Consider the following 21,185-nt stretch of genomic DNA (forward strand, 5'->3'; position numbering starts at 1 on the left):
CCATCACCCGACCTGCCCGTCGAGGTACAGCCACCTGCGATCCTCGCGCACGAAGCGGCTCCGCTCACGGAGCGAACCCCGCTCGGCGTCCTGCCGCCAGAAGGCCTCGAACTCGACTTCCCCGTCACGATCGAAAGGACCCCCGCCGATGCGATCGACGATCACGAGCCGTCGCCAGACCACGTCGTCGTCGAGGTCGATCTCGGCGGGACGGGTCGAGGGATGCCAGGTCGCCTGGAGATACGCGGCATCCTTGACCGCGAACGCCGTGTAGCGCGAGCGCATCAGGCGCTCGGCCGTCGGCGCCGCAGCCCCGCCGAGCAGTGGTCCGCAGCACCCGCCGAAGACGTCTCCGGAGCCGCACGGACACCGATCGGCATTATCGGGGACATCGTGGTCCGACGCCATCCTCTGCACCTCGCTCATCGCTCCAGCGTACGCTGGCGCCATGACGGCTCTTCCTCAGTTCACGGCACACAACGGCTTCGCCCTCCCGGCTCTCGGGCTCGGGACCTATGCGCTCGACGGCGACGCGGGCGCGGATGCGGTCACCACGGCGATCGGCGCCGGGTACCGCCTGATCGATTCGGCATTCAACTACGAGAACGAGGGCTCAGTGGGGCGCGGCGCGCGCGCGTCCGATGTGGAGGCCTCGGAGCTGATCGTCACCACCAAGCTGCCCGGCCGTCATCACCCGCGGGCGAAAGCTCGCACCAGCATCGAGGAGAGCCGTTCGCGGCTCGGCGTCGACGCGATCGACCTGCACCTCATCCACTGGCCGAACCCGCATCAGGACGAATACGTGCAGGCATGGGAAGCGCTGGTGGAGGCCCAGCAGCGCGGGGTCGTGAGACAGATCGGCGTCTCGAACTTCCTCCCCGAGCACCTCGAGCGCATCGAGCGCGAGACCGGCGTTCGCCCCGTCGTGAACCAGATCGAGGTGCACCCGTACTTCCCGCAGGACGAGCAGCTCGCCTATCACCGAGAGCACGGCATCCTGACCGAGGCGTGGAGTCCGCTCGGTCGGGCGAAGGAGCTGATCGAGGAACAGGTGATCGGCGAGGTGGCGGCAGCCCACGGCATCTCCCCCGCGCAGACCGTGCTCGCCTGGCACATCGCGCGGGAGACGGTCGCGATTCCGAAGGCATCCTCCCTCGAGCACCAGGTGTCGAACCTCGCCGCCGGAGAAGTGGTACTGACGACGGCCGAGGTCGCTGCGATCACGGCGCTCGGACGCGCAGACGGGCGGCTCTTCGACGCGGATCCCGCATCGCACGAGGAGTCCTGAGGCAGCATGCTGAGCGGGCGTCCGCACACGGCGCTCATAGACTGACTGCATGCCGGTCATCGCAGGGATCCCGATCACACCGGTGACCGCCCGGCTGTATTTCGCTGTGCAGGCTCTGGCCGGAGCGGCCTGGTGGATCGCGGTGGCACTGTCGGCCGACGTGCGTCACCTCACGCTCGGAGACCTGCCCGCCGGACTCGTGTCGGTGTTCGACATCCCGCTCTTCGTGATCGGTTCGGCGATCATCGCGGCCGGTTCCCGATGGGCTCTGTGGATCACCGTTCCGTGGACGGCCATCGTTGCCGCCGCCATGGCCGTCTACGCGACCGTGACGGGTCTCGCGGGGTGGGGCGCGCTGGTCATGGTGATCGCCGCCGGAGCGAGCATCGCGGCCGGAATCGTCCTTCTCTGCGGAAGGGCGCCTGTCGAGTGGCTCGTCACCGGCCCCCTCGCGTTCCGACCCGCTGCGAGGGTCGGGACACGAGCGCTGCTCGCCCGCACCGGACTGCAGACCCTCTTCTTCTGGGGCACGTTCCTGGTGGCCATCCCCGTGGTCGTGTCGCTCATCGAGGCCCGCTGGTCGCTGCGCATCGAGGCCCCGCTCGTCGTGCACCTCGCCGGCGGGGTGCTGCTCGTCGCAGCGACCGCCCTGGGGGTCTGGTCAGCCGTGTCGATGTCCGTCGAGGGCGAGGGCACCCCGCTCCCGTCACAGATGGCGCGAAGACTCGTGATCACGGGCCCGTATCGGTACGTTCGCAACCCCATGGCGGTCGCCGGCATCGCGCAGGGGATCAGCGTCGGCCTCATCCTCGGTTCGTGGCTCGTCGTCGCCTACTCGATCTTCGGATCGCTGCTCTGGAACACAGTCGTCCGGCCGCTCGAGGAGGCGGATCTGGAAGCGAGATTCGGATCGGACTTCCTGGAGTACAGCAGCAGGGTGTCGTGCTGGGTGCCGGTCAGACCCGCTGTGTCCCGAGCACTCTGAGCAGCTCGAGCTTGCTCGCAGCGTCAGTGCCCGGGGCCGCGGTCAGCACGATGAGCGCCTGGGATTCATCCTCCGTGAACAGCGCCTGGCAGTCGACCTCGATCGGGCCGATCTCCGGATGGATCAGGACCTTGTGGTCTTCGAAACGCCGCCGCACCTCGTGCACCTCCCACAGCTCGGCGAACTCCGGACTGCGAGCGGTGAGCTCCTTGACGATCTCGCCTGCGCGTGAGCGCTCGCCGAGCGCGCCGTAGGCGGATCGGAGCGACGCCACCAGCACACCGCTGTGGCGCGGGTGGTCCTGCTCCGGGTAGCGCCTGCGCTCGTCGTGAGGGTGCGCGAACCAGCGGTATATCCCACTGCGCTCGATCCCTTCCAGGCCGCTCGCATCACCGAGCAGAGCCCGCGCGGCGTCGTTCTGGATCAGGACCTCGTCGAGCACGGACACCACGAACGCGGGCGTGTCATCGAGGCGGTCGAGAACACGGAGCATGCCTGGATGCACATAGTCGGTGAACGTCGTGCGATCCGGGGCGCTGTGCCCGCAGATGCGGTGGAGGTAGTCGCGTTCATCGGGAGTCAAGCGCAGCGACCGCGCGAGCGAAGCGAGGATCTGCACACTCGGCTGCGGACCGCGCTGCTGTTCGAGACGCGCGTAGTAGTCGGTCGACATGCGAGGCAACACCGTGATCGTGGGCGGGCGTCGTGTCGACCTGCTCGACGAGATCGCCGCGGCGAACCCGGACATCGACAAGGTTCGGATCGACATGACGGATGCTGACAGCATCCGCGCGGCCGCACAGTCCGTCCTCGTCGAGCATCCCTCGCTCAACGTCGTCATCGCGATGGCCGGGATCATGCGCCCCGAGGACTGGAAATCGTCCGAAGGGTTCCTCGAGACGGCCGAGGCTACCGTCACCACGAACCTGCTCGGACCGATCCGGTTGATCGCGGCTTTCATCGAGCACCTGCGCACCATGCCGGATGCCACGATCATGACGGTGTCCTCGGGACTGGCCTTCGCCCCGCTGCGCGTCACGCCCTCGTACAACGCCACGAAGGCCGCCATCCACATGCTCAGCGAATCGCTGCGCCTGCAGCTCGCCGACACGAGCGTGAGCGTGCTCGAGCTCGAACCGCCTGCCGTGCGCACGTCCCTCATGCCCGGACAGGAGACCAGCGACTTCGCGATGCCCCTCGACGAGTTCGTCAGCGAGGTCGTCGAACTCATCGAGACCCAGCCGGACGCCACCGAGATCCAGGTCGAGAACGTGAAGTTCCTGCGTTACGGCGAAGCGCGAGGCGACTACTCGCAGGTGGTCGAGACCCTCAACCGGCGCGACCCGCACGCCCGCTGAGCCGAGCGGGCTGTAGCCGCATCGTGCTCAGAGCGCGGCGTCGACGGCCTGCTTCGCGGTCTTGTGGATGAACTCGAAGCCGGACTCCTCGAGCGCGGCAGGTCGCACATCGGCGTCGGAGATGAGCAGCGAGTCGGCAGCGGCACGGCTCAGCGCGAGTCTCAGCGCCCAGGTCGGAGCGGGAATCCAGAACGGACGCCGCATCTTTTGCGCGAGTGCGCGACCGATGTCGTTCGCCGAGGCGCGCGTCGGGCCGGTGAAGTTCACGGGCCCCTCGAGGCGCTGGTCGATCACATGCCGGATGCCCCGGACCTCGTCTTCGAGAGAGATCCACGGCCAGATCTGGGTGCCAGGGCCGATGGGACCCGCGAGCCCGAACCGGGTGAGCTGAATCAGCGGCTTGAGCACTCCCTGGCGGTGGATGATCGGGGCTGTGCGCAGCAGCGCCACTCTCGTCTGCTCCCCCGCGCGCAGCGCCTCCTGCTCCCAGCGCACGCAGAGCTGGGCGAGGAACGTGTCTCCGGCGAGCGACGCCTCGGTCAGTATCTCGCCGGGTGCCGAGCCGTAGTAGCCGACGGCGGATGCCGAGACGAGCGCCGGAGCATCTTCGCGCAGTGCGCGCACCGCGGTCGCGAGCGTGCGAGTGGTGGTCAGCCGGGACTCGACCAGTTCCCTGCGGTAGCGCCGGGTCCACGGCAACCGGCCCACGCTCGCCCCGCCGAGGGCAACCACTGCGTCGGCCCCTGCCAGCACATCGGGGTCGAGTTCGCGCTCGCCGGGAGTCCACTGCACTTCGGAGGGCTCGCGCGGAGGGCGACGCACGAGGGTCGTCACCTCCGCACCGTCCGAGCGCAGCGACGACGCGAGGGCCGTGCCGATCAGACCCGATGCGCCACTGATCACGATCCGCTGCGGCATGATGACTCCCTCTGTCCGTTCACCGGACTCGTTCTTCTCCGCGAGTCTGTCACGTCCGACGCCCCCTGGCGATGTCGGCGGCGACCGGTAGGTTGCCCGACGTGACTGAACCCGTGGAGTCGTGGTGGGCAAGACGCCAGTTCTCGCGCGGGCGAGAGGTGCCCTACGACGTCGGCACCTATCGCTCGCAATGGGCCGCCTACCCCGAGTTGATCCGCCAGTACCACCCCGAGCTCAATCACGGCATCGCGCTGTCGCAGGTGCCGTTGGCGGCCGACGTATTGCTGTGCTGGGAATGCCGGGTGGGCCACCGTTTCGCCGCCACCCCGACAGAACAGCGCGAGCGCCCGGGGCGAGTGCGTCGTCAATCGGCATGGTGCCCCGAGTGCTCGCTGCTCGCCAGGCCTCAACCCGTGATCCTGGGTGAGGCACGCGCGGTTCCGCGGCGCCCGAAACCTCAGCTCGCGCTGTGCGACAAGACTCCCGATCTGGCGACCGGAGAGGCGTTCTCGAGCGTGTGCGCTCCTGCACCGGCATCCGCCGCCGAAGCCCGGCTTCGTGCGGCGCTCGCCGACCGCCTCTCCTTCACACCGGGTGTCAATGCGGTGAAGGTCTCGCGGCCCTTCTTCCGTCACACCGAGGTGTGGCCCGACATCCTGCTTCCGGAGCTTCGCGTCGCCATCGAGTACGACACCGTCGGGCGCCATGGACTCGAGCACGTCGGCAAGCGTGAGCACACGGATCTGCGCAAGGATCGTGCCCTGCGCTCCGCCGGCTGGGAGGTCATCCGCATCCGCACAGGCCGGCTGGAACCGCTGGGCCCCCACGATCTGCAGATGACGTCGGTCTCCGCCCGCGGTGTGGATCGCATCATCGATGAGCTGCGCGAGATCCGCGGTCCGCTCATCGTCGACGCCTACCTGACTCCCGGCTGAAGCCCTTGCGGCGGGCATGGGCGAACGGGCACGCTGTCAGCTCTCGGAGAGATCGTCGACCTGCCGCACGACCGCATCCCATTCGGACCTCAGAAAACTGGCCTCGCCGGCCGCGACGATCTGCGCGTTGTCGTTCGGGCCGAGCTCGGGTCGCATGGTCAGGCCGCCGACCTCGAGGCTCGGGATGCTCTGCCTGATGCACTCGACGCTCCCGCGCACCAGCAGCTCCGCCGTCTGCTCCGGTGTCGTCACGGCTCCCATCACGGCGTCGTCGTGAGCGACGAGCACCACCTGCCACACGGGCTGCCGATCATCGGGATCCAGGGTGTACTGCATCAACCCCTGCGGCGCGGCCTCGACCACGATCACGATCGAACCTGCGACCGGCTGCTCGTCTGCTGCGTACACGCCCATGATGGTTCCCCTGACCCGAGCGTCCCCACGCCCACTGTCCGCTCAGGGTACTGCGAAAAGTTTCTTCTCGAACGCCTTACGGCGATCCAATCTCGACCGATATATGAGTACGGGGAGCGAAGGAGAAGGATCTTGACCAGCACCTACATCGAGACGGGTGGACACGTCCGCGTGTACGACGCGGCCGTCCGCACTCATCACGAATTCCCTCTCGGCACGTACCGGGTGCATTTCACGTCGAAAGAGGGCTTCAGTCTGATCAAGATCGACGATCTCACCGTCGGCACCGAGCGCGTCTACGGCGGCCGCGACAGGAAGGTCGACAAGATCTTCCGCTCCTATGCCCTCACCGATCGCAGCCTCGGCGTGATGCTCTCGGGCGACAAGGGAATCGGCAAGACGCTGTTCCTGCGCATGGTGGCCGAGGAGGCCCGTGAACAGTGTCTGCCGGTGGTCATCGTCTCAGAGGACAACGACGGCATCGTCGAGTTCCTCGACACCCTCGATGAGTGCCTGATCATCTTCGACGAGTTCGAGAAGGTCTTCCCCGCCGGACGCCGCGGCGGCGGTGAAGGAGGCAATCGGCAGAATCAGTTCCTGTCGCTGTTCGACGGCCTCTCGTCCGTGAAGCGCATCTACTGCCTGACCGTGAACGACATCAGCGACGTCAGCACCTACATCGTCAACCGCCCAGGGCGATTCCACTACCACATGCGATTCGAGTACCCCGGTCCCGACGAGGTGCGGCAGTATCTGATCGATCAGGCCCCGCACGCCGACCCCGACGAGATCGAGAACGTCGCCCTGTTCTCCCGCCGTGCTCGCCTCAACTACGACCACCTCCGTGCCATCGCATTCGAGCTCGAACAGCCGGACGCGCTGTTCGCAGACGTCGTGGAGGACCTCAACATCAAGTCGGTCGAACCGAGCACCTATCGCATCGAGGCCCGCTTCCCCGATGGCAAGGTCTGGTCGGATGAGGTCGAGATGAACCTCTTCGAGCGCGGCGACGTCGGGCGCACCTTCGAACTGCGCAATGCGACGCGGTCCATCTTCGCGTCGTTCGTGCCCAAGGACCTCATCTTCGAGCCGGACGGCAGCATCTTCGTGCCGATCCACAAGCTCGAGCTGCTCGATGACGAAGACGAGGAGCCCGAGGTCTACCCGACGACGGTGAGCCTCATCCTGGTGGGTCAGGCGAGCTACGGCTTCGGACTCTGACCGCTCCGTCGGAGCGCCGTCGCGCGGGCTCCTGATCAGACGCCGACGGCGTGGGACAGGATCGCGCGGGTGAACCGCTGGCCGCTGGCCGCGAGGCGCTCGAAGTAGGCGTCCAGTCCTGAGGCGGATGAGCGCGCGACGGGCGCGGACTCGGTCGGCGGGACGTCGGCGTAGTGACGATCCAGCGCATCCCGGAGCATGCGCACCGCCGCGGCTCGCTGCTGCGAGACGGCGGCGTGCGACACGCCCAGCTCGTCCGCGAGCTCCGTGACGGTGCGGTCGTCGAAGTAGATCGCCTTGACGATCGACCGCTTGCGCTCAGGCAACGCGTCCACGGCACGTCGCAGGAACTCATCGCGCTCGGATGCGATCGCGAGCTCTTCCGGCAGGTATCCGGTCCACACGATCTCTGGCGCGTCCGGCGCATCGAGACTGGTGAGCAGACGCTCGGCGTCCGCCAGCCCTTCTCGTGCAACTGCCGTCTCGACACCCATGGCTGCCGCGATCTCCGCCACCGTGGGCGTGCGGCCGAGCGCTGCCGACAGGGTCTGCCTGACCTTGGTCGTCTGCTTGGCCCGGACTCGCACGTCTCGCGGCGCCCAGTCCATCGACCGCAGCTCGTCTTTCAACGCCCAGTTGACGCGTGCCCGCGCGAACGCTCCGAAGGGCACACCGAGACTCGCATCGAACTTCTCCGCCGCACGAACGAGCGCGAAAGCACCGGCCGAGGCGAGGTCGTCGCGGGAGATATGCGTGATGCGGGAAGCGACATACGCCGTTGCTGCGCCGACGATGTGCAGGTGATCGACCACGAGCTGGTCGCGCGCGCGCATGGGCACCGGATTCGCCTCTTTCACTGTAAGTGCAAGCCCTCCCCAGCGACTCACAGCGTGGTCTCTCCCCAGCGACCAGAACTACTTTCACCTACATGCTAGGGGTGCGACGGGCAAGAAAGATCCCCGGAGGCCGAAACCTCCGGGGATTCTCGTTTACGTTCAGATAACGATGACTAATCGTTCACCTTGACTCGACGGTTCACTTCGCGAGTCGCGGAGAATTTCAGCACCGTGTAGTCGTTGACCTCGGCGTCCCCGTCGTCCTTCGCGAACTGCACGCGATGCCCCTTGTGCGTCTGCGGATAGAACTTGCCGAAGTTGGTGAGCGTCACCGTATTGCCTCGGCCGACGAGGTCGAGGAGCTCGTCGATCATGGCGTTGTATGCGGTCTGCGCCGCCTGAACCGAGATGCCACCGCGGCGTGCGAATCTCTGCACGAACTCCCGCTTGCTCACCCGATTCGTCTCGAGCGTCCTTGATGTGCTCATGTTGTCTTCCGTCCCATGGAATGTCGCTCGTCACCGAGCGCCGTGCGCTGTACCCCTACCAACCGCATCCATGACGTGCCTCAGGCCCCGATCTCCTGCGACGACGCCGGGATCCCGCCAGTACCCCAGCCTGTGCTATTCAGAGGATAGATGCTCTTCCTTGGTATATGCGGTGAATCTCAGAATCCTCTGCTTGCCGAGAGTCCGCCCCGCCGAGGGCCGTCGAGCGACGAACCCCGCTCACCCGCCCAGAAGAGCGCGGATCGGGTACCGCTGGTCCTCGAGGATCGCCTGCACCGCACGGCCGGACTCCGCATGGATGAGGATCGGAGCGCGCAGGTTGATGTAGACGCCGTCTGCAGAAGGGTTCGCCACGACGAACACACGGATCTCCGATTCGTCGGCGGCGCCGATCTGCGCTCTCACCTCCTCGGGGATGGTCGGCTCGTAGCCGTAGTCCCCGGCGAGCGGGTCGAGGAGGAACAGTCGCACATCGGCATCCGTCGCTCGCAGCGCGTGCAGCCCTTCTGCACCGTCGATCCGATCGAGGGTGAACGCCGTGTGCGAGCTCAGCCCCGGCATCGGCGACGCGAACTCGACGTCCAGCGCCGCAGTCCCGTGGTCGGTGGATGAACTCATCGCAGGAACTCCATCAGATTGGTCTGCAGCGATCGGGCCGTCACCTGCAGGGCGGACTGGAAGACGAGCTCGGCCGACTGCAGCCGAACGAGCACCTCGAGGCTGTCGACGTTCTCGACCTCGGCACGGCGGGCCTCGAGGTCGATCGACGCCGAGAGGTTCTGCGCCGACGCACGCTCGATCTGCACCTGACGCGCGCCCGTCGATCCGCGAGCCGCGTTGACATCTTTCAGTCGCGCGTCGATGTCTCCGAGACGCGAACCGACCTCGACCCCGCTGCGCAGATCTGCCGCGATGTCGTTCAGCAGGGCGAACGCGCTGCCGGCGCCCTCGCCGAACGCCTGCGAGCCGTCGAAGTCGACGCGCACCGTCTCGTTGTCACTGATGCGGCGAAGCACGCCGTCGCCCGCCCCGCCGTTGAACGTGAAGGTGGTGGCGTCGAAGGCGGATCCCGCATCGCTCGTGCCGGCGAAGACGCTGCGACCGAGCACCCTCGTGTTCGCCTTGGCGAGCAGCTCCGCACTGATCGATTCGAGCTCCTGCGCGATCGACTCGCGCGCAGTCGGGCTGAGCGCCCCGGAGTTGGCCCCCTGAGCGGTGAGATCCCGCGCGCGGTTGAGCAGGTCGGCGCTGGCACCGAGAGCGGTGTCGACGGTTGTCACCCACGCCATCCCGTCGCTGAGGTTGCGGGCGAACTGGGCGACGCGTGACTGGTCGCCGTGCACGCCGAGCGCCGTGGCCGCCGCCGCAGGGTCTTCGCTCGGCGAGCGGAAGGCGCGCTGCGAAGCCGCCTGATTCTGCAGACGTTCGCGGTCTGCGAGGTTGGTCTGCAACGTACGCAGCGACTGCTGCGTCATGGTGTTGCTGGTGATACGACCGATCATGTTCACTCTCCCCAGAGTCAGCGGCCGACGAGGCCGGTGCGGTTGATCAACAGGTCCAGTGCCTCATCGACAGCGGTCAGCACGCGGGCCGCCGCCTGATAGGCGGTCTGGTAGGTCAGGAGGTTGATCGTCTCCTCATCGCCGTCCACCGACGAGTTCGACTGCTGGGCGGTGACAGCCGCGACGGCTCCCATGTCGGCGATGTCGGCGCGCTGCAGATCGCCCGCGACGGAGACTGCGAATCCCGTGACGAAGGTCGACCAGGTCTTGCCGGGTCCGGTGGCCGAGCCGCTGAGAGCGCTGATGCGGTCGGCGATCGTGGTGTCCTTCGCTCCCGCTCCCGGAGCCGCCAGAGCCAGCTGATCGAGACCCGTGGGAACCACGCTGAGTCCGAGAGCGGCCGGACCGGCGCCGTCGAGCGCGAAGAAGTCGCCCCCGGCAGCGCCCGACGACGTGACACCCGTGCGGTGCACGTCGTTCACGGCGGTCGCGAGCGCGGTCGCCGTCTCGTTGTAGGCCGCTGCGACACCGGCGAGCGTGCCGCCGTCCGATGCGGGGGCGAGAGCGCTGATCGTGCCACCGACGAGGCCGCCGGTGATCGGCACTGCCAGGCCCGGTCGATCAGCCCACGCGACGGTGATCCGACCGGCGTCGGCGATGTCACGCGGCCCGCTCGCCACGAGCGCCCGACTGCTGTCGCCCGACACGAGCGCGTTGCCGTCGACGCGAAGAGTGAGGGTCCCGTCCGCCTCGACGTTGCCCTTGGCACCGACCGCGGTCGAGAGCTGCTGGGCGAGGACGTTGCGCTGGTCGATCAGCTCGTTGGCGTTCCGCCCGGACTGCAATGCATCCCTGATCTGACCGTTGAGCGAGGCCACCTGGCCGGCGACGGCATTGACGTCGGCGAGCTGACTGTCGACCTGTCCACGCAGGTCGCTCCACTGGCCGGCGATCGTCTGGTACCCCGCAGCGATCTGTCCGATGAGCACATTGGCATTCGTGAGCACGACCTGCGCGGCCGCCGGATCCGGCGTGTTGGCGAGGTCGGACCAGCCGGCCCAGAAGCGGTCGAGGTTCGCCGCGAGACCGTCCTTGGTCGGTTCGGCCAGCACATCTTCGGCACGGCCGGCAGCCGTCGCGCGAGCTGCCCAGAAGCCTGACGTCGAGAGCGCATCGCGGACACGAGCATCGAGGATGTCGTCACCCAGCCGCGCGATCCCGGTCACCCCGACACCGCCGCCGATGCCGAGTCCGGACGGCCAGAGTCCCGTCTGCCCCGGCGCCGAGAGGGAGGTCTGCTCCACGCGCTGGCGTGTGTACCCGGGGGTGGCCTGATTGGCGATGTTCTGCCCGGTGACGGTCATCCCCGCGCGAGCGGCGGAGAGCGCGGATTCTGCGAGACGGAGTGCGGCGAAAGACGACATCGTGCCCTCACACCCTCGTGTCGAGAAGTCGGGCGTCCCCGCCACGCACGACATCACCGTGCGTGTCGTATTCACCGGTCGGCGCGCCGAGACCGGCGATCGTCTCCTGCGTCACCCGGACGGCGGTGCGCAGACGCTGCTCATTGACCTTCTTCATGTCGCCGATCTCGTCGGCCAGAGTCGTCATGGCGTCCAGATGACCGGTCAGGATCTCCCGCCACGCGTCGGTCGGCGCGGCGTCGATCAGTTCACGGAGCGTCGTGGCCTCCGGCACCCCCCATTCGTCGGCCACCGCGATGACCAGCGTGTCACGCGAGAGGGCGACCGTCGGCATGGCCGCGAGGACCCGCTCGATCTCGTTCGCCGCATGGTGGATCCAACGGTTGCGTCCCGTCGCGAGCAGCATCTGCTGCTCGTCGAGTTTGAAGAGCAGCACTTCCAGCAGATCGCGCTCTCGCATCAGTTGCATGCTCAGGTCGTGAGCGGCCACGATTCGTCACCTCGTCATGTCGCGGTTTGCGTGGCGGGATCGCCCGTCACATCCACGACTATCGCGACAACGCTCGACCCAGTAACTCGAAGCGCAGCGAGATGACCCCGCGGCAACCGGATCAGGACGCGGAGGGCGTCTTTCCCAGGACGCCGAGGAGAAGCGATTCCGCGGACTCGTCAGAAGAGGTCTGGACTGCTTCCTGGTTCGCATCGCTCACAGCGAGCACGATCTCGGCGCGGTTGATGCGCTTGTCCCGAGGAGCATCGATGCCGACACGGACACCGCCGGGCGTCACCGCGAGGATGGTGACGGTGATGTCGTCGCCGATCACGATGCTCTCGTTTGCGCGTCTCGTGAGTACCAGCATGCGTCGTCTGCCTTCCATGGCGTGAGCGCTGTTGCGCCCTCTGCTCACAAACGTATCGCACTCAGCTCGTAAATGAGCAGAATCCGACGCTACACCGCCGCGCTCGGAAGAGCCGAGTGCGTCACGCGCACCACCCCGACCACATCGGTCGCGAGTCCGCCGGCCGCTGCCTCGTCATACGACAGCACGGGAAGGCCGCTGACCTGCGACGAGACCATGCGACGCACGGCCTGACGCAGAGACGGAGCGCACACGAGCACGGGTTCCGGACCCACCTGCTCGAGTTCGGCGACGGTGCGACGCACGTTCTCGAGCACGTGCATGGTCGACTCCGGTGTCAGCACGATCTGCGGCTGACCGTCGACAACACGCATGCCCTCGAGCATCTGCTGTTCGAGCATCGGCTCGAACATGACCACCCGGATCCGTCCGTCCTCGGCGAACCGTGACGCGATCGCCGGACCGAGTGCCGCCCTGGCGGCATCGATCAGACCCGCCGTCTCGGTCGAGGTCTTGCCCCGAAGGGCGAGCGCCTCGTAGATGCGGGCGAGGTCATTGATCGGCACCCGCTCGGCGAGGAGCCCTGCCAGCACGCGCTGGATCGCGGCGAGAGACAGCACGGCGGGCGTGAGCTCCTCGACCGTCGTCGGGCTGGACTGCTTCAGGTGCTCGGTCAGCTGTCGCACGTCTTCGAGGGAGAGCAGACGATCGGCTTGGCTCTGCACGATGTCCGAGAGGTGGGTGATGATCACACTCGCGCGATCGATCACCGTCGCACCCGCCATATCGGCGGCGTGCGACATCTCAGCGGGCACCCATTTGCCCTCGAGGCCGAACACGGGGTCGACCACGGCCGTGCCCGGAAGCAGCTCGAGTCCCGTGCCGATCGCGAGCACGTGACCGCGCGGCACGGATCCGCGCCCGGCCTCGACCCCTGCGATGAGGATGGAGTAGGTCTGCGCGGGCAGATCGATGTTGTCGCGGGTGCGCACCGGCGGCATCAGAATGCCGATGTCGAGGGCGAGCTTTCGACGGAGCGACTTCACCCGGGTGAGCAGATCCCCCGCTCCCCCGGAGGCCAGGTCCACGATGTCGGGTGAGAGGGAGATCTCCAGGGCATGCACCCGCATCCTGTCCATGAGGTCTTCCGGCCCCTCGACCCCGGCCTCGACCGCCTCCTGCTGCAGCGCATCGGCCTCGCGCGCGGCGTCTCGATCCTCGTTCGCCTTGACGCGGGATGCAGCGAACAGCAGCACCGCCCCGATCGCCAGGAAGATCACCAGAGGCATCCCGGGGATGAAGCCCATCGCGATGGCTGCGAGCCCCGTGATCACGAGGGCGTTGCGCGACTGCATGAGCTGGCGACCGGCCGCCTGGCCCATCTCCGCCTCCGCGTTCTCGCGCGTGACGATCATGCCGGTCGACACCGCCATGAGCAGTGCCGGGATCTGGGTGACCAGTCCGTCGCCGATGGTGAGGATGCTGTAGGTCTCGAGCGCGTCGCCGACCTCCATGCCGTGCTGCACCATGCCGATGATGATGCCGCCGACGAAGTTGATGACGACGATCACGATGCCCGCGATCGCGTCGCCCTTGACGAACTTCGACGCACCGTCCATCGCACCGTAGAAGTCCGCCTCCGCCGCGACCTCGGCGCGGCGCCTGCGCGCCTCGGTATCCGTGATCAGCCCGGCGTTCAGATCGGCGTCGATCGCCATCTGCTTGCCCGGCATGGCATCGAGGGTGAATCGCGCTCCGACCTCGGCGACACGCTCTGCGCCCTTGGTGACGACGACGAACTGGATGACGGTGAGGATGAGGAAGATCACTGCGCCGATCACGAGCGATCCGCTGATCGTGATCTGTCCGAACGCCTGGATGACCTGTCCCGCGTGAGCCTCGCTGAGCACGAGACGCGTCGACGCGACGTTCAGACCGAGGCGGAAGAGCGTCGCGACGAGCAGCAGGCTGGGGAAGACCGAGAAGTCGAGCGGCTTCTTGATGAACATCGCGGTGAGCAGGATCAGCAGCGCGAACGAGATGTTCAGGACGATGAGGACGTCGAGGAGAGGAGTCGGGATGGGCACGATGAGCAGGAGGATGATGCCCACCACCCCGACGGGCACCGTCGCCTTGGACAGCAGCTGACCGATCATGCGTCTCGCCTTCGTTCTCTCTCGTCGTTCGAAATCTGATCGCGACCCCGGCTCAGAGGCCGCGGTCCCTGGTGCTCGCGAAGGGCATCGTGTGCGTCCCCCTGGCCGACCCTCGGCGCTTGAGGTGCTCGATGAAGGCGAGCACCTGGGCGACGGCGGTGTAGAGCTCTTCGGGGATCTCCCGCCCGAGGTCGCAGGCCGCGTGCAGCGCCCGAGCGAGCGGAACGTCCCTGATCATCGGCACGCCGGCCTCCTCCGCCCTCTCACGGATCTTCTGGGCGACGATCCCCGCCCCCTTTGCGACGACACGAGGGGCCGACTTGCCCGGCTCGTAACGCAGCGCCACCGCGACGTGGGTCGGGTTCACCAGAACGACATCGCTGTCGCCCACCGCGGCGATCATCCGATTGCGGCTCATGGCGAGCTGCCTCGAACGGCGCTGAGAACGCACCAGCGGATCGCCCTCGCTCTTCTTGTGCTCGTCCTTGGCTTCGTTCTTCGTCATGTGGGTGTGCTTGCGGTTGCGTCGCATCACCACGGCCACATCGATCGCCGCGAGCAGGATGCCGACGGCGACGGCGACCTGCAGGAGCGCGATCGCTCCCCCGGCCGCCTGCTCGAGCAGCCAGGTGATGTTGTGGCTGCCGCTGGCCATGAGCACGGGGACGAGGCCGGAGACCACGATCCACAGCGCGAGCCCGATCGCCACCGTCTTCAGCAGCGCTTTGGCGCCCTCCCAGAGCGCCTGCTGCCCGAAGACGCGTTTCATCCCGGACACGATGTTGAACTGCTCGGTGCGCATCGTCACACCGCGCAGATGAATGCCGCCCTGAGCGACCGCGGTGGCCGTCGTCGCGAGCAGCACCACCACCAGCATCGGGAGCAGGATGCCGCCGAGCGACGCGATCGCCGAACCCAGCACGTCGAGGGCCGCGTCGTCGGTGGGGTTCATCGCGACGGGGGTCACCGCGAGGAAGAGCTCGGTGACGACCTGCGTGCCCGAGGCGATCGTCGGCACCATCATCACAGCGGCGGCTGCGATGCACACCCACGCGGTGAAGTCCTGGCTGCGGCCGATCTGCCCCTTCTTCCGTGCTTCCTTCAGGCGACGCTCGGTCGCCTTCTCGGTGCGTTCGCCACTGTCGGACTCGCTCATCGCGTCACCCCCAGGAGCAGCCGCGCGGCCTCCTCGGCGATGACCGCGACCACACCGGGCAGCGCCGCGTAGACGAATCCGACAAGCAGCAGCGTGAGGCCGATCTTGATCGGGAAGCCCATCGCGAAAGCGTTCAGGGCCGGCGCGACGCGGCTGACCAGTCCGAGCCCGACGTCTGCGAGGAAGAGCACGATGAGCAGCGGGCCGGCGATCTGCACGGCGCTGAGCATCATCTGCCCCGCAGCCCCCACGAGCGCCTCCGCCGGCTTGGCGAGATCGATCATGCCGGTGACCGGCACCGCATCGAACGAGCGGAACAGACCTCCGAGCACGAGCTGGTATCCGTCCGAGGCGAACAGCAGCATGATCGCGGTCATCTGGAACAGCCGAGTGAACTGCGCGCCGTTGATCGCCATGCCGGGGTCGAACGCCTGCGCGAGCTGGAAACCGCCGAAGGTGTCGACGAGATGGCCCGCGCCCTGGATCGCGCTGAAGAGCACCATCACGAGAAAGCCGAGAAGCGCGCCCGTCAGTGCCTGACCGGCGAGGGCGAGCATGAAGGCCCCCGTGTCGAGACGCTCGTACCCCACCGTCACCACCGGCGACACGGCAAGAGCGAGACCCACGCCGAGCATCGCGCGGATCCGCATCGGGATCGTGCCATGACTGAACGGCGGGGCCAGCACGAGGAAGGCCGTGATCCGGACGCAGGCGAGCGATGTCGCCTCGAGCCATGTGAAGTCGATGGGGATGTCCATCAGCCGCCGTTCAGCAGCGACGGTATTCGCGCGAACATCTCGTTCGTGAAGGCGATCATCTCCGCGATCATCCAATGCCCGGTCACGAGCAGGGCGATGCCGACGGCGACGAGCTTCGGCACGAACGAGATCGTCATCTCCTGCACCTGGGTGATGGACTGCAGCAGCGAGATCGCGAATCCCACCACGAGGGCGGTGATGAGCAGCGGTGCGCAGAGCTTCGCCCCGACGATCAGCGCCGCCTGCCCGATGTCGATGACGGCCTCGGGATTCATCAGCCACCCCCGTTGTACGACTGGACGAGGGCGGTGATGACCATGCCCCAGCCGTCGATGAGCAGGAAGAGGAGGATCTTGAACGGCAGCGAGATCATCACGGGAGGCAGCATCATCATGCCCATCGACATCAGGGCGCTGGCGACGACGAGGTCGATCACGAGGAAGGGCACGAAGATGATGAACCCGATCAGGAAGGCGGCGCGCAGCTCGCTGATCATGAACGCCGGCACGAGCGTCTGCAGCGGGATGCTGGCGGCGTCCGTGGGGTTGTCCATCTGCGCCGCCCGGTGCATGAGCGCGATGTCCTCTTCGCGGGTGTAGGTGAGCATCCACTCCCTCAGCGGTTCCTGGGCGAGCTCGAACGCTCTGCCGAAGTCGATCTGACCGTCGGTGAACGGCGCGACCGCGACGGCGTTGATGTCGGTCAGCACCGGCCACATGATGAACAGCGTCAGGAACAGGCTGAGTCCGGCGAGGACCTGGTTCGGGGGGATCGACGGCAGCGAGAGCGCGTTGCGGGTGAGCGCGAGCACCACGAAGATCTTGGTGAAGCTCGACATCATCAGCAGCAGGGCGGGAGCGACGCTGAGGACCGTGATGCCCAGCAGCGTCATGATGCTGTCGGACGGCGCCCCGTTGATGCCGTTGATCGTCACCCCGTCGCCGTCACCGTCACCGATCTCCGTCGGGAGCAGGGGTGCAGCGGCGTGTGCGCCGCTGGTCTGCAGCAGCACCAGCAACGCCGCGATGCCGACAGCGGCTCCGACGAGCGCCCAGGCACGGCGCGGCACACGCTGTGCGCGCGCAGACGGCGACGCGGCGACTGCGGCGGATACGGGCACGGCGGCACTCCGAAGATGGGTGACGTGGCCGATCCGTAGCCAGAGGGTCGAGCGATCCGTGCTCGCAGTCGACTATCGCGACACGATGCGGTGCACGTAACCGCGACGACCGACGCGCTGACGGCCGTCAGGCGACGGAGCGGAGCGCGCGGTCGACGATGTCGTCCGGCATCTCGGAGACGGCGGGGCGCTTCTCCTCTGCGAGGATCTCCTCCGCGAGCGGAGGCGCCTCCTGGGTGTCGACGACGTTGATCCCGTGCTCGGTCACGCCGAGCACATAGCGGATGCCGCCGAACTCGGCCACCACGAGCTGCGCCTTGCCGCCGATCCCCGACCGCGCCACCACCGTGATCTTCTCGGGACGAGCGCGCGGGGCTGCCGCCGGACGCGAAGGCACGAGCTCGGTCAGCTTGGCGAGCCTCTTCGGCATCAGTCCGGCCAGCGGGCTCACCCCCTTCGCCTGCGACTTCTGCAGGCGACGGCTCAGGAAGAGCAGCAGCGCGAGCACCGCTCCGAGCGCCACGATCGCGCGGAGCGCGACGAGGATGTCGTCCATGGTCAGACCGTCTCGGCGCCGTCGAGGATGCGCTCGACGCGGATCGCGAAGTCGCCCTCCGCGACCACGACGGTGCCGTGCCCGATCAGACGCCCGTTCAGCTTGATGTCCGCCGGAGACCCGGCGGCGCGGTCGAGCTCCACCACACGCCCTGGCTCGAGCGAGAGCACGTCGCGCACCGGCATCCGCGTGCGTCCGATCTCGACCACGAGCTCCATCTCGACGCCCGCGATGCGATTCAGGCGCTGCGGGCCCGCCGGCGCGGCGGACCTGGCTCCGTCGATGCGCACGGATGCGCGCGCCACGACGCTGCCGTCGGCGTCGACCATGTCGAACACCTGCGTGCCCGAGTCGGTGAAGACCTCGGCGGCGGGCACGATCGCGCCGTCGCCGAGCGAGCCGCTGCCGAGCACTGCGGTGGCCGCCTCGAAGATCGGATGCAGTCGATCAGTCAGCGCTGCGTTCTTGGAGCCGTCCTCGAGCTGCGACGGATCGACGACCTGGATCGCGATGCGCGCGCCGGGGCTGCCGGTGAAGGTGACGACGACCGCGTCGCCTGCCGCGCCGGGGTCGGTCGAGGGTGCCGGGATCACCGGGTAGCCGAACGGCAGCTTGCCGGCGATCGCCGCGGCGATCGCGGTCTCGTGGAAGGTGCTCATCAGTGGGTCTCCTCATGGGTGGTCGTGATCTTGCAGGTGAGGCGCGAGCCCCGGCTGCCCGGTGTGGCGAGGGCGATTCGGGTCTGTCCCGCCATGAGCTCGTAGGGTCGGGTCTCAGGGTGCGGCAGACGCAGCAGATCGCCGGGCGCGAGGTCGAGGATCTCGCCCGTGCCGATCGTGATGGGGGCGAGACGCAGCGTCAGCTCCAGCGGGGTGCTTCGCACCTGTTCTAGGGTCTGATCGGCCGTGTGAGCGGAGGCAGCGTCCGATCCCGTGGCAGCGAGGCGATCGACGACCGCCGACGCGGGCAGCATGACGGTCGCGGTCGACTCCGAGTCCCCCAGGCGCATCGTGTAGCGGGCGACGATCACTGCGGCGGTGGCGGCGATGACCTGCATGTACTGGGGGTTGTAATGCACCGCACTGAACCTGGGCGCGCTGGGAAGCAGAGAGTCGAGGCTGGCGTGGAGATGCTCGAACGTGCCCTCCATCAGGTTGCGGACGAGAGCGAGCTCGATCGGCGTGAAGGTGCGCGCTTCGGGAAGCGACGTGCTCCTGCCGCCCATCATCTGCACGACCCACAGCAGGGCGCTGTCGAGGCCGAACTGCACGACGCACGGCTCATCACGGTCGGCGAACGACCCGGCGACCATCGCCGTGGTTCCGGGGAGCGTGTCGGAGTACTCCTCGTACGACACGAGGTCGACGCTCTCGAGCGTCAGGTGCGCGCGCACACGGATCTTCGCCGTGAGCTGCGACGACCAGAGCCGGGCGAACGACTCGAACGCCGCCTCGAGGTGCCGGGTGCTCTCACGTCCGAGTTGCGCCGGGCGCCCGAAATCGTATGCCGGATGGCGCACGGCCGGATCATCGAGCACAGCGGATGCGGTCATGACGGTCTCCTCGACAGTGGTGTTCACGTGAGCTCACTTGCTCGCGGCAGCGGCGAGAGCGGGTATCAGCGCTCTCACCTGCTCTTCTTCGTTCGACTCGACGATGATGTCGACGCGTCTGTTGCTGGCCAGCGCCTGAGGGGTGTCGCCCGGCACGATGGGGCGGGTGTCGGAGAACGCGATCGCCTTCACGCGGGGCCCTCCGAGGCCCTCATGCTCGACGAGGAATCGGGCCACCTGGGTCGCGCGTCCTCCCGAGAGCTCCCAGTTGGTCGGAAAAGGGGCTGCCGAGACCCGGTGATCGGCGTGCCCCTCGACGCTCACCTGGTTGTCGACCGTGGCCAGCACGTCTCCGATGGTGTCGAGCACGGCATCCGCCTTCGCCGAGAGGTCGGTGCTGTTGTCGGCGAAGAAGGTCTCGGCGCCGACCAGCCCGACCTGGAGCCCCCGATCGTCGATGACGAACTGCACGGTGTCCTGCAGACCCTGAGCCGCAAGCGACGTGCTCATGCGATCACGCAGACCCACGAGAGACTCGAACTCGGTCTCCGCGCGGGCGGCCAGGTCTACCACCCCGTCGTCGTCCTGCAGCTCGGGCGGCACGATCATGCCCTCCGCGGTGTCAGCGCCGCCTTCGGTGCTCTCCTGCCCGAAGCCCGTCGCCAGACTGTTCGCGAGCATCTCGAACTTCGTCTTGTCGACGTTCGACACGGCAAACAGCACGATGAACAGGCACATCAGGACCGTGACCATGTCGGCGTACGACACAGCCCAGCGTTCGTCCGGCTCGTCGTGCGAGTCGTCCTCATGCCCGCGACCGCGAGCTCTGCGGGCTGTGCTCACTGGACGCCCTCTGCCGGCGCCGACTCCCGCTTCTGCTTGCCGGGCTTGGGTTTCACGGTCGACAGCGCCTCGAGCCGTTCCTGCAGGAGGTGGGGCGCACTGCCCGCCTGGATGGCGAGCATCCCCTCGGAGACGAGGGTCATCCGCTCGAGCTCGACCGCCCCGATCCGCCCCAATCGGCCGGCGATCGGGTTCCAGATGAAGTTCGCGGAGAGCAGGCCCCACAGAGTCGCCACGAAGGCCGCGGCGATCATCGGACCGAGGTGGTCAGGTTCATCCAGTTTCTCGAGCACGTGCGTCAGCGAGACGACGGTGCCGACGATCCCGATCGTCGGCGCGTATCCGCCCAGCGAGGCGAAGAACTTCGATGCGATGCGATTGCGCGACGACGTGGCGGTGATCTCGTCGTCCATGACCGTCCGCAGGTCCTCGGCATCCGTGCCGTCAGCGAGCGCCTGGAGAGCCTGCCGGGTGAACTCGTCCGGTGCGGAGTCGAGTTCCTGCTCGAGAGCGAGAAGACCTTCACCCCGAGCCTTCTCGGCATATCCGACGAGGAACGGGATCACCGCCTCCGGCGTCATCTTGGGTCCTCGGACCATGCGTCCGAGGCTCTTCACCGCGAGGATCGTGTCGCGGAGAGTGTGGCTGGCGATGCCCACGCCGATCGTCGAGCCGAGCACCAGGATCATGGGCGCGGGAATGAGCAGAGCCTCGAAGCTCGCCCCCTCCATCGTGATCATCGCGACCAGCGCGCCGAACGCCAGGATCACTCCGATGATGAACGCGGGATCCAT

General features: G+C 67.5%; 26 protein-coding genes. 5 read left to right on the forward strand and 21 right to left on the reverse strand.

The window, feature by feature from the left end; genetic code table 11:
- Nucleotides 1–3 precede the first annotated feature (3 nt).
- Nucleotides 4–426, reverse strand: coding sequence for a YchJ family protein (locus tag ACZ0AA_RS04910; protein WP_463512290.1), 423 nt, complete (start codon nucleotides 424–426; stop codon nucleotides 4–6).
- Between the two features lie 22 nt (nucleotides 427–448).
- On the opposite strand from ACZ0AA_RS04910, the gene ACZ0AA_RS04915 reads away from it, so the two are divergent.
- Nucleotides 449–1,288, forward strand: coding sequence for an aldo/keto reductase (locus ACZ0AA_RS04915; protein WP_463512291.1), 840 nt, complete (start codon nucleotides 449–451; stop codon nucleotides 1,286–1,288).
- A gap of 49 nt (nucleotides 1,289–1,337) precedes the next feature.
- Nucleotides 1,338–2,273, forward strand: coding sequence for a methyltransferase family protein (locus ACZ0AA_RS04920; RefSeq protein ID WP_463512292.1), 936 nt, complete (start codon nucleotides 1,338–1,340; stop codon nucleotides 2,271–2,273).
- On the opposite strand, the gene ACZ0AA_RS04925 is transcribed toward ACZ0AA_RS04920, so the two are convergent.
- Complete coding sequence (locus tag ACZ0AA_RS04925; protein WP_463512293.1) at nucleotides 2,245–2,946, reverse strand: helix-turn-helix transcriptional regulator; 702 nt, start codon at nucleotides 2,944–2,946, stop codon at nucleotides 2,245–2,247. The two genes, ACZ0AA_RS04920 and ACZ0AA_RS04925, sit on opposite strands and share 29 nt — an antisense overlap.
- Between ACZ0AA_RS04925 and ACZ0AA_RS04930 the strand changes: the two genes are divergently transcribed.
- The gene (locus tag ACZ0AA_RS04930; RefSeq protein WP_463512294.1) at nucleotides 2,945–3,631 is read left to right on the forward strand and encodes an SDR family oxidoreductase; all 687 of its coding nucleotides are present in this window, start codon (nucleotides 2,945–2,947) and stop codon (nucleotides 3,629–3,631) included. The two genes, ACZ0AA_RS04925 and ACZ0AA_RS04930, sit on opposite strands and share 2 nt — an antisense overlap.
- Nucleotides 3,632–3,658: 27 nt before the next feature.
- Here ACZ0AA_RS04930 and ACZ0AA_RS04935 read toward each other — a convergent pair whose 3' ends face one another.
- On the reverse strand, nucleotides 3,659–4,549 hold the full coding sequence (locus ACZ0AA_RS04935; protein ID WP_400860090.1) for a TIGR01777 family oxidoreductase: 891 nt from the start codon (nucleotides 4,547–4,549) through the stop codon (nucleotides 3,659–3,661).
- 101 nt (nucleotides 4,550–4,650) lie between these two features.
- Between ACZ0AA_RS04935 and ACZ0AA_RS04940 the strand changes: the two genes are divergently transcribed.
- Entirely contained in the window at nucleotides 4,651–5,484 is an 834-nt protein-coding gene (locus tag ACZ0AA_RS04940) for a zinc-ribbon domain-containing protein (protein ID WP_463512295.1), read from the forward strand.
- Between the two features lie 36 nt (nucleotides 5,485–5,520).
- Here ACZ0AA_RS04940 and ACZ0AA_RS04945 read toward each other — a convergent pair whose 3' ends face one another.
- Complete coding sequence (locus ACZ0AA_RS04945) at nucleotides 5,521–5,898, reverse strand: hypothetical protein (RefSeq protein ID WP_463512296.1); 378 nt, start codon at nucleotides 5,896–5,898, stop codon at nucleotides 5,521–5,523.
- Nucleotides 5,899–6,030: 132 nt separating this feature from the next.
- Here ACZ0AA_RS04945 and ACZ0AA_RS04950 point away from each other — a divergent pair, with 132 nt between their 5' ends.
- Nucleotides 6,031–7,119 carry an AAA family ATPase gene (locus ACZ0AA_RS04950; protein WP_400860086.1) on the forward strand — a complete coding sequence of 363 codons (1,089 nt, stop codon included), beginning with the start codon at nucleotides 6,031–6,033 and terminating at the stop codon, nucleotides 7,117–7,119.
- 35 nt (nucleotides 7,120–7,154) lie between these two features.
- Here the strand turns inward: ACZ0AA_RS04950 and ACZ0AA_RS04955 are convergent, their stop codons facing one another.
- The 17 genes from ACZ0AA_RS04955 to ACZ0AA_RS05035 all read right to left on the reverse strand — a co-directional run bounded on the left by ACZ0AA_RS04955 (nucleotide 7,155) and on the right by ACZ0AA_RS05035 (nucleotide 21,185).
- Complete coding sequence (locus tag ACZ0AA_RS04955) at nucleotides 7,155–7,952, reverse strand: sigma-70 family RNA polymerase sigma factor (RefSeq protein ID WP_463513823.1); 798 nt, start codon at nucleotides 7,950–7,952, stop codon at nucleotides 7,155–7,157.
- A gap of 176 nt (nucleotides 7,953–8,128) precedes the next feature.
- Entirely contained in the window at nucleotides 8,129–8,443 is a 315-nt protein-coding gene (locus ACZ0AA_RS04960) for an HU family DNA-binding protein (protein ID WP_053096320.1), read from the reverse strand.
- Nucleotides 8,444–8,683: 240 nt separating this feature from the next.
- Nucleotides 8,684–9,082, reverse strand: a complete 399-nt coding sequence (locus tag ACZ0AA_RS04965) for a flagellar assembly protein FliW (RefSeq protein ID WP_463512297.1) — start codon at nucleotides 9,080–9,082, stop codon at nucleotides 8,684–8,686.
- A complete protein-coding gene (gene flgL / locus ACZ0AA_RS04970; protein ID WP_400860083.1) occupies nucleotides 9,079–9,966 on the reverse strand; it encodes a flagellar hook-associated protein FlgL in 888 nt (295 codons plus the stop codon). The genes ACZ0AA_RS04965 and flgL overlap by 4 nt, the downstream gene beginning before the upstream one ends.
- A gap of 17 nt (nucleotides 9,967–9,983) precedes the next feature.
- A complete protein-coding gene (gene flgK, locus ACZ0AA_RS04975) occupies nucleotides 9,984–11,390 on the reverse strand; it encodes a flagellar hook-associated protein FlgK (RefSeq protein ID WP_463512298.1) in 1,407 nt (468 codons plus the stop codon).
- A gap of 7 nt (nucleotides 11,391–11,397) precedes the next feature.
- A complete protein-coding gene (gene flgN / locus ACZ0AA_RS04980; RefSeq protein ID WP_463513824.1) occupies nucleotides 11,398–11,859 on the reverse strand; it encodes a flagellar export chaperone FlgN in 462 nt (153 codons plus the stop codon).
- A gap of 142 nt (nucleotides 11,860–12,001) precedes the next feature.
- A complete protein-coding gene (csrA, locus tag ACZ0AA_RS04985; protein ID WP_400860080.1) occupies nucleotides 12,002–12,250 on the reverse strand; it encodes a carbon storage regulator CsrA in 249 nt (82 codons plus the stop codon).
- Between the two features lie 89 nt (nucleotides 12,251–12,339).
- Nucleotides 12,340–14,406, reverse strand: a complete 2,067-nt coding sequence (locus ACZ0AA_RS04990) for a flagellar biosynthesis protein FlhA (RefSeq protein WP_400860078.1) — start codon at nucleotides 14,404–14,406, stop codon at nucleotides 12,340–12,342.
- Between the two features lie 52 nt (nucleotides 14,407–14,458).
- Complete coding sequence (locus tag ACZ0AA_RS04995; protein ID WP_463512299.1) at nucleotides 14,459–15,562, reverse strand: EscU/YscU/HrcU family type III secretion system export apparatus switch protein; 1,104 nt, start codon at nucleotides 15,560–15,562, stop codon at nucleotides 14,459–14,461.
- The gene (locus tag ACZ0AA_RS05000; protein ID WP_400860074.1) at nucleotides 15,559–16,320 is read right to left on the reverse strand and encodes a flagellar biosynthetic protein FliR; all 762 of its coding nucleotides are present in this window, start codon (nucleotides 16,318–16,320) and stop codon (nucleotides 15,559–15,561) included. Before ACZ0AA_RS05000 ends, ACZ0AA_RS04995 begins: the two co-directional genes overlap by 4 nt.
- On the reverse strand, nucleotides 16,320–16,595 hold the full coding sequence (gene fliQ / locus ACZ0AA_RS05005) for a flagellar biosynthesis protein FliQ (RefSeq protein ID WP_042541106.1): 276 nt from the start codon (nucleotides 16,593–16,595) through the stop codon (nucleotides 16,320–16,322). Before fliQ ends, ACZ0AA_RS05000 begins: the two co-directional genes overlap by 1 nt.
- A complete protein-coding gene (gene fliP, locus ACZ0AA_RS05010) occupies nucleotides 16,595–17,440 on the reverse strand; it encodes a flagellar type III secretion system pore protein FliP (RefSeq protein ID WP_463512300.1) in 846 nt (281 codons plus the stop codon). The genes fliQ and fliP overlap by 1 nt, the downstream gene beginning before the upstream one ends.
- A gap of 127 nt (nucleotides 17,441–17,567) precedes the next feature.
- Nucleotides 17,568–17,996, reverse strand: a complete 429-nt coding sequence (locus ACZ0AA_RS05015) for a flagellar biosynthetic protein FliO (RefSeq protein WP_463512301.1) — start codon at nucleotides 17,994–17,996, stop codon at nucleotides 17,568–17,570.
- Nucleotides 17,997–17,998: 2 nt separating this feature from the next.
- Nucleotides 17,999–18,655, reverse strand: a complete 657-nt coding sequence (locus ACZ0AA_RS05020; RefSeq protein ID WP_400860069.1) for a FliM/FliN family flagellar motor switch protein — start codon at nucleotides 18,653–18,655, stop codon at nucleotides 17,999–18,001.
- Complete coding sequence (locus ACZ0AA_RS05025) at nucleotides 18,655–19,548, reverse strand: flagellar motor switch protein FliM (RefSeq protein ID WP_400860067.1); 894 nt, start codon at nucleotides 19,546–19,548, stop codon at nucleotides 18,655–18,657. The genes ACZ0AA_RS05020 and ACZ0AA_RS05025 overlap by 1 nt, the downstream gene beginning before the upstream one ends.
- A 33-nt stretch (nucleotides 19,549–19,581) precedes the next feature.
- A complete protein-coding gene (locus ACZ0AA_RS05030; protein ID WP_463512302.1) occupies nucleotides 19,582–20,391 on the reverse strand; it encodes an OmpA/MotB family protein in 810 nt (269 codons plus the stop codon).
- A complete protein-coding gene (locus ACZ0AA_RS05035; protein WP_400860065.1) occupies nucleotides 20,388–21,185 on the reverse strand; it encodes a motility protein A in 798 nt (265 codons plus the stop codon). Before ACZ0AA_RS05035 ends, ACZ0AA_RS05030 begins: the two co-directional genes overlap by 4 nt.

This window comes from Microbacterium sp. AC035, assembly GCF_979258485.1.